Source organism: Mesorhizobium sp. B2-1-3A (assembly GCF_006442655.1).
Lineage (GTDB): Bacteria > Pseudomonadota > Alphaproteobacteria > Rhizobiales > Rhizobiaceae > Mesorhizobium.
This window is the reverse complement of sequence record NZ_VFWK01000006.1, coordinates 405,635-417,436: the sequence shown is the minus strand read 5'-3', so window position 1 is coordinate 417,436 and position 11,802 is coordinate 405,635. Positions and strand designations below refer to the sequence as shown.

Sequence of the window (11,802 nt, the reverse complement as noted above, 5' to 3'; positions counted from 1 at the left end):
CAACCTAGAACTCAATGACCTTCCGGCCCTCGTTGGGCCGCTCGTTGCGAGACGATGACCGGCTTTCGGAAATGCTCCGCCCCGACAGGGCATTGCCGCCTTGACCGCGCCTTTCCGGATCCGCATTGAGGATTTTCTTCAGCACGGGAGAGATGACCTCCTTGAATTTCGCCGGGTCTTCCGACGTCGGGAAGTGACCGCCGCCAAAGATGATGCATTCGGAATTCTTGACCTTTTCGGCGGTACGCTGGGTCATTTCCGGCGTACAGGCGAAATCGTACTCGCCAGTCAGGAAGTAGATCGGCACCTTCCCCGAGATTTTCTGGCACTGGTCGCGGAAATCCGAATCGACGCTGTAGAAATAAAGGTCGCCCTTGAAAATGCCCGGGCCGCCCTGCGCGTAGTACCACCAGGTCTCCCACCGGTAATCGTCGGGAGAGAGCGGCGCCATCAGACCGAACACCGAGGTCGCGACCACTTCGCCACCATGGATGTGGGGGTGGTGCAGCGGATCGATCCACCATCCCGGCGAATAGTCGCAGGCTTCAAGAGCGATGAAGGCAGAAAACTCGCTTTCATAGCGCAGTGCCAGTGCCAGGCAGATGTTGCCGCCCATTGACTGGCCCATCAGGACCGGCTTGCGCAGATCCAGCGCCCGGCAGAACGCCACGATGAACTCACAATAGAATTTGGTCGTGAGTTTGTATTCGTCTTCCATCAGATGGAAGTCTGCCGGCGGGATCGATTTGCCATGCCAAGGCATGTCGAAGGCGATGACACGGAAATTCTGGATGATATCGGGATCGCACAGCTGATGCCGGTACTGGCGCCCGTCAGTGCCGGCGGTATGCAGGCAGACCATCGGAATGCCTTCGCCGTGCTCCTCGTAGTAGGTGCGATACGTTTTGCCTTCGCACTGGACATAAACGTAACGCCCGACAATCGGATCGTGTGTATTCATGACAACTCTCCTGCGCTGCCGTTAAACTTGTCGCATCAGCGAGAGCATACGCGTCAGCGCCCGCAGATTCTGCCAGAAGGGGAGCGAATTGCCCTCAATAATCAGCTGCTTGTGCAGCGGATGCGCCATCGCCCAGATGTCGTTGAACATCGGCGGCGGGACTTCCTGGGCAAACTTCGACCAGGCGCTGCTCGGAGCCTTGAGCCAAAACTCTACGCCCATGTCATTGGGGGTGAGACCCTGTGCAATCTTCTGAATTTTGCCTCCCCGAACATCCACCAGATACTCGGTGTCATCGAAACCCAGGACGAATTTGCTCGTAAAAAAACGGCCGACAACCGGCAGGATACGGTCATCGTTGACCTTCCTGGCCCATCGCTCGATCCATTCCAGATCAAAGCTGCTCCTGCTTCCATATCTACTCATATGATCCTCCTGATTGGGGAATTCCTGACCCGTTCCTAACCGGGTAGTGACTTCTTTGCGGGCCCGTAAACTGCCACGAACGACGCTGCATCGATCGCAACCGGCATCACTGCAGCCGCAAATACCGCGAAATCGGCTTCGGCCGGCAACTCGACTTTGTCCACCTTCAGCGCATAGAGCGTGAAGAAATACCGGTGCGCTCGGTCCGGCGGCCAAGGTCCGCCGTATCCCTTGCCAAATCCCGGGATCTTGAATGTCACGAAGTCGCTGTTGAACTCGACAGCGCCGTGCGGCATTCCCAGACTCCCGCTCGCCCCTTCCGGCAGTTCCCTAAGTTCCGCCGGAATGTTTGCCACCAGCCAGTGTGCAAACGAGCGGGGGAAATTAAATGCTTCTGGCAGATCAGGATCGGTGATGGCCAACGCGAAGCTGCGCGTGCCTTCCGGAGGACCCGACCAAACCAACCTGGGCGAGAGGCGGTTGTCTTCGGCGAACCGGTCAGGGATAACGCGCCCCGGCGCAATATCCGGACAACTCAGCACGAAAGATGGTGTTGCCGCCATATGGTTCACCTCCTGGTTCAGCAGGGTCACAGACCTCGGCACCGGCCGGCCCTGCTCAAGTCTCGGACTGTGGCTATCTGCGACCGGCATCGGGTTGTCCGGGTCATTCTCGTTGGCGGCCTCCCCGGGCAACCGCGCCGTTGCGCGGCGACCGAACATGGCATTGAGGATGACGTGTCCGTCGAACGGCGGCTCAAAATCAGCCGAAATCGCGCCATTGCGAAACACGTGAACCCGCGTACACAGGTTCAGGAATTCTTCGAGCTCGCTGGATAGGAACACTACCGCGTTGCCGCGGGCCGCGAATTCCTTGAGGTTGCGGTAAAGGTCCAGCTTGGCCCCGACGTCGATGCCGCGGGCCGGATCGTTGAGCACCAAAACTACCGGCTTTTCGGCAAAGGCCCTCGCAATCAGCACCTTCTGCTGGTTGCCGCCGGACAGCGATGTGATCAGGTTCTGGGGGCTTCCCATCTTGACGGCCAGCTTGCTGGACTCCCACTCGAAAACCGGCGTCAGCTTGGTCCGGTTGATGAAGTTCAGCACACCGCCGGACCGGAACTCGCGATACACCGGGAGCAGCAGATTTTCGTATATGCTCAGATTGGCGAAGATGCCTTCTTTCTTGCGATCGCCGCTCACGTAGCTGATGTTGTTTCGTCGCGCCGATGCGAGATCAGTAACCTCGCTGGCCTTGCCGTCATTAACCACCACCAGCCGGCCGGCAATCGGAGACTGGATGCCGGCGATGCACCTTACGAAATCCGCCTGCCCTTGCCCGTCCAGGCCGGTGATCCCGATGACCTCGCCAGGGTACACCGTGAAATTGACAGCTGCAGCGTCTGACCAGACCCGAAGGTCAGTCGCGCGCAGGACCGGTCGGTCGCCAAGGCGCGTCGGCAAAGACTGGTCACGGCTGGTCCCGCTGCGCTCGGCACCGGCAATCAGCTCGAGAATCCTGGACTCGGTGATCTCCTCTTTGGCCAGCTTGCCGACATCCACGCCGTCGCGCAGGACCGTCGCGCGGTCTGCAATACGCACCAGCTCGGCGATACGGTGGGTGACGATCAGAATGCTCGCCCCCCTTTGCTTCAGCTGCCGCATCTTGCGGAACAGCCTCTCCGTGGAATCGAAGTCGAGCGCGGCGGACGACTCATCGAGGATCAGGACCTTGGGATCGGTCAGGAGAGCCCTGGCGATCGTGACCCACTGTTTGACGCTCAGGGGCAGTTCGCCCACGAGGCCGGAGAGGTCGATGTCGAAGCCGAGGAGCTCGCGCATCAGCGCGGCCGCCTTGGCTTCCTTTTCCTCCCGGTTCATGGATGAACCCAGCAGGCTGTCCGCGCCTAGGTAAAGGTTGTCCAGGACCGAGCATTCATCTGCAACAAGCACCTCCTGAAAAACATTGGAGATGCCGAGTTGGCGTGCTTCGTGTGGAGACGTTGCCGACTTTCCAAGGATTGAAACCTGGCCGCTGTCGGGAATCAGAACGCCCGAAATAACCTTCGCGAGCGTGCTTTTGCCTGAGCCATTACCGCCAATGATCGCGTGAACCTCGCCCGCATAGGCCGTCAGGTTGCACCCGCCGAGCGCTACCGTCGGCCCGAAGGTCTTCCTGACCGATGAGAGTTCAACCGTGGGGTACGACATCATAGGTCCAGTTGGCCGACGTTGGTCGGCTAGACTTGCATGGAATGAAGGAAATGCCACCCCGTCGGCGTCGAAGGGGTGGCCAGACCAGTGGCGGTCACTGCGCCTTGAAGGCTTCGGGATCAGCCGGGCGCAGGAAAAACTGGTCCAGGTAATCCTTGCCTGCCCAGTTCTGGGCGCCGACGTTGTACCAGCCGTCAGAGTCTTCGCTGCAGTCGGCCGGGACGGCCTTTTCGAGCTGCTCGTAAGTGAGCGTCTGCGGCTTCGTGAGGATGGACTGGACCTTCGGCCCCTGTCCCTGAAGAGTGCGCATCATGATGTTCCATGCGAACTCAAAATCATCACCTGGGGGCCATGCCTGGACCGCCTGGCTGACGAAATCCTTGTTGTTGCGCCAATAGCAAAGCGCACCGATTTCGCCGCCGATCGAGAACGGCACCATGTCGCGTCCACTCTGTTGCAGAGCGCGCAAGGCACCCAGTTCAGACGCCGACTGGATGATGATGCCGTTCAGATCGCCCGGATTGGTGGCCAGCCATTTCTGGATCTCGGACTGGGCAACCTGGTCGGTCCACATGCCGGCGACTTGACCCACCACTTTGATGTCGGGGTATTTCGCCAGAGCCTTCAGCACGCCAACGTTCTGGGAATCCGATGCCGAAGCGCCGGGAATGCCTTCGACAACAAGGACGTTGCCCTTGCCATTGATCTGCTTGGCCATCCATTCGCCGAGCATGCTGCCACCCACCACGAAATTCGCGGAGGCGTTCACAGCATATGGAGATGTCAGATACCCGGTGGCCGAAAACACCGGTATGTCACGCTGGTGAGCGTATTCAACGGTCTGGTTCAGCGAGGTCGGATTGGAGCAGCAGACAATGATTGCGTCGACGCCCTGGTCAACAAGCTGCCGCATCTGCTGGATCTGCGTGGAGTCATTCAGGTTCGACTGGGTAATGATCACGTCCTTGACGAGGCCGAGCTTCTTCCATTTCGGAATGAGCTCCTCCTGCAGACGTTTCATCACGTCAGCGCGCCACGTATTGCCCGCATATGAGCTCGCATAGCCGATCGTCCACGGCGGACCCTTCTTTGGCTTCCAATCGCGATACGCACTCTCCGCGAGCGGCTGCATCGGATCCATCATGTCCTTGTTGTAAAGTTCGTCCTGGATGTTCTTGGGTAGCTCATCCACGCCACCGGCAAATGCCGGACTGAAGCTGGCGATCGTTGCGACAGCGGCAAGCGATCGCAACATAGTTGCGAATGTCGTCAATTTTTCCTCCCTTAGTGCCGGGCGTTGAGCCGTGTGCACGCTGAGTTCAGTGGAACCCGCGAGGGACTATCGGGCAATCAGGACCTTGGAGGTAATACATTTTTCAAATGCGCTCTATACGCTTTCGCTATGGAGATCTCTCCGCTGAATGGTCCAAGACCGAAGCTATGGGAGTTTCCCAAGGATTGGCGTGTTTTGAGGCCGGAAGCAGCCAGTCAGCTCTTGAGCGATAGAACAGATCCCGCAGGCTCAAGCCATGGGCCAGATACCAGCGCACGCACGGCAAGATTACCGAACGATCAAAATGGCGGCCCTTGGATATCCTGCGATCTCCGGAAAACGGAGATGTTCTCATGGCTGCCGCCGACTGCTGAAGAGTTTGCAGCGGAACCCGAAGGGCGCCGTCATGCTCCTGCGCCCTGATTGGCCGGGAGCACAACAACCTTGGCCCCGTCCGGGACACGGCCGTAGAGATCGATCACATCCTGGTTCATCATCCTGATACAGCCGGACGACATGGCTTTTCCGATCGACCAAGGCTCGTTCGTCCCATGGATCCGGTAGAGCGTGTCCTTGCCGCCCTCGAATAAATAGAGGGCTCGGGCACCAAGAGGATTGCGGTCGCCGCCATCCATGCCGTTTGCCCACTTCTGGTATTTCTCTGGCTCGCGGGCGATCATGTCCTGCGTCGGCGTCCAGCGCGGCCATTGTCTCTTGTAAGCTATAGTGGCGGTGCCCGACCACGCCATGCCCTCGCGGCCGACCCCAACGCCGTATCGCAGCGCCTTTCCATCCTGCTGCACCAGGTACAGATAGCGGCTCTGCGGATCGACGACGACGGTTCCGGGCGGTTGTCCGGTCGGGTCGTCGACAAGTTGACGCATATATTGCGGCTTCAACCGTGACGATGGCACTGCCGCGACTGGAAACAGCTCGTCGGTCACGGCGCCATATCGGTGATTTTCAGGCCGTGTTTCAGGTGTGACGGCCGCGACAGGCGTGGTCTCGGCGGTCGATGCGCAAGCGGCAAGCAAGGTGGGAAGTGCGATGGCGACCAGCCCCGCTCTCATCGAAGATGCAATCGTCATTCCGAGATCCCCTGGCCGGCGGCCTGACGGCGCCGCGCTTCCGCCAAGGCCTGCTTGAAGCCGCCATAGTCGAGTGTGGACGTCCGGAACGGGCCGATCAGATAGGTCGGCGTGCCTTGCATCCCAAGCGCATCGGCCTGATCAATGTTTCGTTTCAGGAGAGCTGCGATTTCGTCATTGTGTTTCTTCAGGTCGGCATTGAGCCGAGCCATGTCGACGCCCGACGCCTTCACCGCTTCCAACATCTTGGCGTCGGGGATCTGCTTGCCCGGAATTCCCATCAGGGCGTCATGAACGGTTTCGTACTTTCCCTGGTATTTGGCCGCGAGTGCCAGTCGAGCACCATAGACGGAGGCCTTGGTCAGGATCGGCCAATCCTTGTAGACAAGCCGAACCTTACCGTCCTCGGCGACGATGCGCTTCAGGTCCGGGGCGGACTTCTTGCAGTAGGGGCAGTTGTAGTCGGTAAAGGCGACGATCGTGACGTCGCCCTTCGGATTTCCGCCCTCCGGTGCATCAGGATCATGCAGCACGGCCTTGACGTCGACATTTTGCGCGGCTGCCTTCGTCGACAGGAAGGGAGCGAACGACAGCATCGGCGATGCGGCAAGGATCAGTCCAAGCAGGTTTCTTCGGTTCATGGGAAATGTCTCCGTTTCTTTGAGTCTCAGGCGCCGGCATCCGTCAAGCGCTTCGAAATGTCTTCCACGGTGATGCGGCCGACGAGCCGCGAGCCCGGTTGCTCCGCGCCTCGGGCGTCCAGGACGAACATGGTCGGCGGGCCGACGATCCCGAAGCGCTTCATCAACGCCTGCTCCGTTCCGCTCTGTGCCGTGACATCGGCGACGATCACCGGAATGCCGGCCAGGCGCTTGCTGACGGCCGGTCCGGCCAGGATGGCTTCGTTGGACTTGCAGACCGTGCACCAATCGGCGGTGAACGATACAAAGATCGGCTTACCGCCCTCGCCTAGACGCGCGACGGCGCGATCGAATTCTGCCGACGAGGTGATACGGTCCTGGGCGGTTGAAGTGGACCGCGCTGAAGACGAGGATGACGTCAGGTAGGCAAGCGGCCTTGAAGGATCCGTCCCGCCTCCGGCATAGCCCACGATGAGGATCGCGCCATAAAGTGCGGCAACGAGGCCGATCGATTTGGACAGCCTACCGGACCATGCGCCAGCACGTTCCATCCTGTCGAAGGCGCCGATGAAAACGCCGAGGCCTATCGCGAGCACGCCCCACATGGCCATCGCCACGGCATCTGGAACGAGACGCGCCACCAGCATCACTGCCACGGCGAGGAAGACGAACCCGAAAGCGCCTCTGACCTGTCCCAGCCACACGCCGGACTTCGGCAAGAAGCGAGGCCCAAGCGATCCAAATGCAATCAGAGGCAATCCCATGCCGAGGCCAAGGAAAAATAGCGCGATCGCGCCTCTCCATGGGTCGCCGCTCTGCACGCTGTAGAGGATGGCGGCGGCAAGCGGGGGTGTCACACAGGGACTGACAATCAGCGCCGAGCCGAACCCGAGCGCTGCTGCGCCGGCGATGGATCCTCCGCGACGCTGTACGGAGATCCTCGCGGCCAGACCGGACGGCAAGGTCAGGTCGAAGACCCCGAACATCGATATCGCCAATGCGACGAATACAGCGGCCGAGATCCCCAGCGCCCAGGGCGTCTGCAACATCACCTGAAGGTTCGCCCCCGACAGGCCCGCGGCGAGGCCGACCAAGCCATAGGCGGCTGCCATTGCGGTCACGTAAGCGGCAGAGAGTGCAAACCCTCGCATGGCAGTCAGCCGCGTGCCGGTCCCGGCAAGCATCGCGGAGAGAATCGGAATCATCGGAAGGACGCACGGCGTGAAGGCCAGAACAAGCCCGAACCCGAGGAAGGCGGCGGCCATTGTCAGCATGCCACCGTTCAGAGCTGTCGTCGCATCGTCGTTGGTGGAAGCATCTGATGGCGCGGCTGGCTCGGCAATCGACGCCCCGCCGAACGAGGGGCTGTCCGACGTGATGGCGAGGCTCGCCAGATCGATGTCCTTGGAGATCGGAGGATAGCAAATCCCGGCCTCCGCACATCCTCGGTAGGTGACGCTGAGGTGTCCTGCGGCGGGTGCTTCGACGGCCACATCGAGCGTGTTGTGATAGACCTCCACCTCGCCGAAATTGGGATCGTCCTTGCGCTCGCTGGCCGGTGTCTGAAGGGAAAGCGTCTCATCCCCCAACTTCGCCTCGATGCTGTCCCGATAGAGATAGTTGCCTCCATCGATCGCCCAGTGGAGCTTCAGCCTGCCGTTTGCGGCTCGCAGGACGCTCAGCTTGAACACGTCATCCGCTCTCGGCGGCGCCTTGCCGAAGCCAACCTCACCGAAGGCAGAGATTGGCAAAAGGACCAGCACAACCAGAGACCACAGGAGGCGCAGGAAGAACGGCATTTTGTAAAAGGCTCCGTTTCAATTCATGGGCGGAATCTCGACGCCCACCTTAAGGCAGGCTTAAGGTGCGGATCGCACGGAGCCGCATGGCGAAACTGGCGAGCACCATTGAATGCGCATCTTGATCGTGGAAGATGATCCGATCCTCTCGAACGGACTGATCGCCGGCCTCAGGCTTTGCGGCTGGGCAGCCGACGACGTGTCCACTTGCGGTGACGCGGACGCCGCGCTCGCAGCCGCCACCTTCGATGCCGTAGTCCTCGACGTGATGCTGCCGGACGGTTCAGGGATCGATCTGCTCGAAAGGCTGCGCGCAAGGGGTGACCAGACGCCTGTGATCCTGCTGACGGCGCTCGACGAAACACATGACCGGATTCGCGGTCTGGATTCCGGCGCCGACGACTATCTGGGCAAGCCATTCGATCTCGATGAACTTACCGCACGCCTGCGGGCGCTCACGCGCCGAAGCAACGGGACTGCCAGCGCATCGTATCAGGCGGCCGGCATCAGGGTGGATCCCAAGACGGCGGTGGTCATCTCCAACGGCTTGACGCTGTCTCTCTCGCGACGCGAGTTGAGTATCCTGATCGCCCTCATGGAGCGCCCCGGCACGATCCGCTCGCGCGGCGAGCTGGAAGATCGGCTTTACGGCTGGCAGGAGGAGATCGAAAGCAACGCGGTCGAGGTGCATGTTCATAATCTGAGAAACAAGCTTGGACGCGATGTCATCGAGACGGTGCGTGGCCTCGGCTATCGATTGCGAGACAGGCCATGAGATCGCTGCGCGGCAGACTGTTCGCTTTGCTCCTCGGAGCGACCGGCATCATATGGCTCTGCGCCGTTGTCTGGATCGGTCTGGGCAGCAGGTCGGAGCTGGAGCATGTTCTCGACACCCGACTTCAGGAAGCCGCTCGCATGGTTCATTCCATGGTGGCGAGCGGCAATGTCAACGCATCCTCGACGCTGCCGGCCCTTGAGGACGGCGCATACGAACGTCAGCTCTCCTGCCAGATCTGGTCACTTGACGGCCGCCTCGTTGCCCGATCGAGCGGCGCCCCGGATCAAAGTCTGGCAGAGGACCAGGAGGGTTATGCGGACAGGACCGTCAGCGGTGAGCTTTGGCGGGTCTACACCATCGTCGATCATACCAAGGGCGTAAGGGTCGCCGTCGGGGACCGGATCGGGCTACGCGACCGGCTGGTGCGCGACATCCTCGTCGGCCTGATCGGGCCTGCCCTGCTGATCGCCCCGATCTTCGGGATTTTGATCTGGCTTGCGCTGGCGCGGGGGCTCGCGCCTCTGAGGGCGGTCACCGATGAGATCGCCAAGCGGGATGGCGAGGATATGCGACCGCTTTCTCCACGCGATCCGCCGGAAGAGATCAAACCGCTGACATCCGCTTTGAATGAGCTATTCTCCAAGGTCGAGGCAGCCCGGCGTCATGAACGGGAAATCACGGCGTTTGCGGCGCATGAGCTTCGCACTCCCTTGGCGGGCTTGAAGACCCAGGCACAGGTGGCGCTTGCAACCCCTGATGGGCCCGGCCGCGAACAGGCGCTTCGTCATATCGTCACGTCTGTCGACCGCACCAGCCGAATCGTTCGTCAATTGCTGGCGCTCGCAGCGCTCGAAGCGGCGCCGCCGCCCTCCGCAGGCGCGATATGCAATATAGGCAGCGTCCTGCGCGACATCGTCGGATCGATGCCCAGATCCGATCTCGTGTCGGTCGTGATCGATGATGCTCTCGACGCCGTAACCCTGAACGGTGATCCCGACGACCTCAAACTCGTGCTTCGCAACCTGAATGAAAACGCGCTCGAGCATATGGCGAATGCGGGGCGCATTACGTGGTACGCGCTGCCTGACCGAAATGGCGTGGCGATCTCCGATGAGGGACCAGGCGTGGATGACGATGAGTTGCCACGCATCACCGAGCGGTTCTATCGAGGGCGCAACAAAAGCGCTTCCGGCACCGGGCTTGGTCTTACGATCGCAACAATGGCGGCGGCGCGACTGGGAGCGATCCTCAGTTTCCGGAAGCGATCCGACCGGCAGGGACTGATCGCCGAGTTACAATGGCGCACGACTTCCCGCTGAAGCCGCGTCACGTGTCCTGAATCAGAACCTATCCGCCCGGAAAGGTGTCAGATCGATCGCCGGCGGCAAACCGGCGGCAAGTTGCGACACGATCTTGCCGGTGACAGCACCTCCGATCAGACCCTGATGGCCATGGCCGAAGGCGTAGATGACGTTCTTCGCCCGCGACGCCCGGTCGATGACCGGAATGCTGTCGGGGGTTCCCGGCCGATGACCCATCCAGCGCGTAACCTCGCCGACCTCCAATTTCCTGAACATGGTTCTCGCCTGCTTCAGGAGAACATCCGCCCGGTTCATGTTCGCGGGCGCCTTCAAGCCGGCGAACTCGACATTGCCGGCGATCCGCAGGCCATCTTCCATCGGCGAGGCGACGAACTTGCGGTCGGCCGAGATGGTCTGGATGCGCAGGCCGGTATCGGCGCCCTTGACCATGATGTGGTAACCGCGCTCGCTCTCAAGCGGGATCCGGTCGCCAAGCTTGCGGGCAAGTTCGCCCGACCAGGCGCCGGCGCAAATCACCACGGTCTCAACTGGCATGCGATCGCCGCCTTCAAGTCGCACCGCCGAAGGACCGCTGGCCCCCATGTCGAAGCCGATGACTTTTGCCCTGACAAACCGTGCACCCTGTCGTGCCGCGTGTTCGGCAAGCCTGGCGACAAGCCGGCCAGGATTGGGGCACTGCCCCTGTTCGGGCAGATAGACCGCGCTCTTGAAGATCGGTGCCAGGGCCGGTTCGAGCTGGCGGATTTCGTCGGCATCGAGGATGTCCACCCTGACGCCGTGCTCGCGCCGCAGCCCGAGGCCATAGGCACCCTTCGACGGACCATCGGCCGTTTCGTGGACGAAAAGCTGGCCGCGCTTCTGCAGAAGATCCTCGCAGCCGGCGGCCTTGATCAGCGGCTCGTAGCACTCGAATGTGTAGCGGTGCAAAGAGCGCATCGCCGCTGATATCTCCTCGACGCGCGGTCTGCGGCTGGCGGCGAGGAAGCGCAACAGCCAGGGCAGCGCGTGCGGCAGATAGGCGAGCCGCACGATCAGCGGACCTTCCGGATCCATCAGCCATTTCGGCACGTTGCGAAGCACACCCGGCATCGAGTTCGGGATGCAGGATCCCGGGCAGATGCCGCCGGCATTGCCGAAGGAGCACTGCTCCTCCGATCCGGGCAAGGCCGGATCGACCACCTCGACGGCAAAACCCTGCTCGAGCAAATAGTTCGCGGTGCAGACGCCGATGATGCCGGCGCCGATGACCGTCACCTTGCCGCGCGACGTGCTTGTCGATGTCATGGCGATCGATCCGGATG

Annotated in this window: 10 protein-coding genes and 1 pseudogene; 2 read left to right on the top strand and 9 right to left on the bottom strand. The window is 61.1% G+C overall.

The features are described 5' to 3' along the window. Positions 1-4: 4 nt before the first annotated feature. The 8 genes and pseudogenes from FJ977_RS26375 to dsbD all read right to left on the bottom strand — a co-directional run bounded on the left by FJ977_RS26375 (position 5) and on the right by dsbD (position 8,401). On the bottom strand, positions 5-961 hold the full coding sequence (locus FJ977_RS26375; protein ID WP_140775080.1) for an alpha/beta hydrolase: 957 nt from the start codon (positions 959-961) through the stop codon (positions 5-7). 21 nt (positions 962-982) lie between these two features. Then, positions 983-1,387, bottom strand: coding sequence for a hypothetical protein (locus FJ977_RS26370; protein ID WP_140775079.1), 405 nt, complete (start codon positions 1,385-1,387; stop codon positions 983-985). A 35-nt stretch (positions 1,388-1,422) separates the two neighbouring features. After that, positions 1,423-3,597, bottom strand: a complete 2,175-nt coding sequence (locus FJ977_RS26365) for a YbhB/YbcL family Raf kinase inhibitor-like protein (protein WP_181180076.1) — start codon at positions 3,595-3,597, stop codon at positions 1,423-1,425. A 97-nt stretch (positions 3,598-3,694) separates the two neighbouring features. Further along, positions 3,695-4,873, bottom strand: coding sequence for an ABC transporter substrate-binding protein (locus FJ977_RS26360; RefSeq protein WP_140775077.1), 1,179 nt, complete (start codon positions 4,871-4,873; stop codon positions 3,695-3,697). A gap of 235 nt (positions 4,874-5,108) precedes the next feature. Further along, positions 5,109-5,195 (bottom strand): annotated as a pseudogene (locus FJ977_RS26355) (IS6 family transposase); the annotation flags it as partial. Positions 5,196-5,277: 82 nt separating this feature from the next. Beyond that, the gene (locus tag FJ977_RS26350) at positions 5,278-5,943 is read right to left on the bottom strand and encodes a L,D-transpeptidase (RefSeq protein ID WP_140775239.1); all 666 of its coding nucleotides are present in this window, start codon (positions 5,941-5,943) and stop codon (positions 5,278-5,280) included. 14 nt (positions 5,944-5,957) lie between these two features. Then, positions 5,958-6,602 (bottom strand): DsbA family protein, encoded by a 645-nt coding sequence (locus tag FJ977_RS26345; RefSeq protein ID WP_140775076.1) that lies wholly within the window; start codon positions 6,600-6,602, stop codon positions 5,958-5,960. A gap of 26 nt (positions 6,603-6,628) precedes the next feature. Further along, on the bottom strand, positions 6,629-8,401 hold the full coding sequence (dsbD, locus tag FJ977_RS26340; protein ID WP_140775075.1) for a protein-disulfide reductase DsbD: 1,773 nt from the start codon (positions 8,399-8,401) through the stop codon (positions 6,629-6,631). A 112-nt stretch (positions 8,402-8,513) separates the two neighbouring features. Here dsbD and FJ977_RS26335 point away from each other — a divergent pair, with 112 nt between their 5' ends. After that, positions 8,514-9,176: a response regulator transcription factor gene (locus FJ977_RS26335; RefSeq protein WP_140775074.1), complete on the top strand. Its 663-nt coding sequence runs from the start codon at positions 8,514-8,516 to the stop codon at positions 9,174-9,176. After that, positions 9,173-10,498, top strand: a complete 1,326-nt coding sequence (locus FJ977_RS26330) for an ATP-binding protein (RefSeq protein WP_140775073.1) — start codon at positions 9,173-9,175, stop codon at positions 10,496-10,498. Before FJ977_RS26335 ends, FJ977_RS26330 begins: the two co-directional genes overlap by 4 nt. Before the next feature lie 21 nt (positions 10,499-10,519). Here FJ977_RS26330 and FJ977_RS26325 read toward each other — a convergent pair whose 3' ends face one another. Beyond that, positions 10,520-11,785 carry an FAD-dependent oxidoreductase gene (locus FJ977_RS26325; protein ID WP_140775072.1) on the bottom strand — a complete coding sequence of 422 codons (1,266 nt, stop codon included), beginning with the start codon at positions 11,783-11,785 and terminating at the stop codon, positions 10,520-10,522. Positions 11,786-11,802 lie beyond the last annotated feature (17 nt).

Coding starts and splice junctions, on each gene's coding strand:
- FJ977_RS26375 (WP_140775080.1), bottom strand. CDS start 961: ATGAATACACACGATCCGATTGTCGGGCGTTACGTTTATGTCCAGTGC.
- FJ977_RS26370 (WP_140775079.1), bottom strand. CDS start 1,387: ATGAGTAGATATGGAAGCAGGAGCAGCTTTGATCTGGAATGGATCGAG.
- FJ977_RS26365 (WP_181180076.1), bottom strand. CDS start 3,597: ATGTCGTACCCCACGGTTGAACTCTCATCGGTCAGGAAGACCTTCGGG.
- FJ977_RS26350 (WP_140775239.1), bottom strand. CDS start 5,943: ATGAGAGCGGGGCTGGTCGCCATCGCACTTCCCACCTTGCTTGCCGCT.
- FJ977_RS26345 (WP_140775076.1), bottom strand. CDS start 6,602: ATGAACCGAAGAAACCTGCTTGGACTGATCCTTGCCGCATCGCCGATG.
- dsbD (WP_140775075.1), bottom strand. CDS start 8,401: ATGCCGTTCTTCCTGCGCCTCCTGTGGTCTCTGGTTGTGCTGGTCCTT.
- FJ977_RS26335 (WP_140775074.1), top strand. CDS start 8,514: ATGCGCATCTTGATCGTGGAAGATGATCCGATCCTCTCGAACGGACTG.
- FJ977_RS26330 (WP_140775073.1), top strand. CDS start 9,173: ATGAGATCGCTGCGCGGCAGACTGTTCGCTTTGCTCCTCGGAGCGACC.
- FJ977_RS26325 (WP_140775072.1), bottom strand. CDS start 11,785: ATGACATCGACAAGCACGTCGCGCGGCAAGGTGACGGTCATCGGCGCC.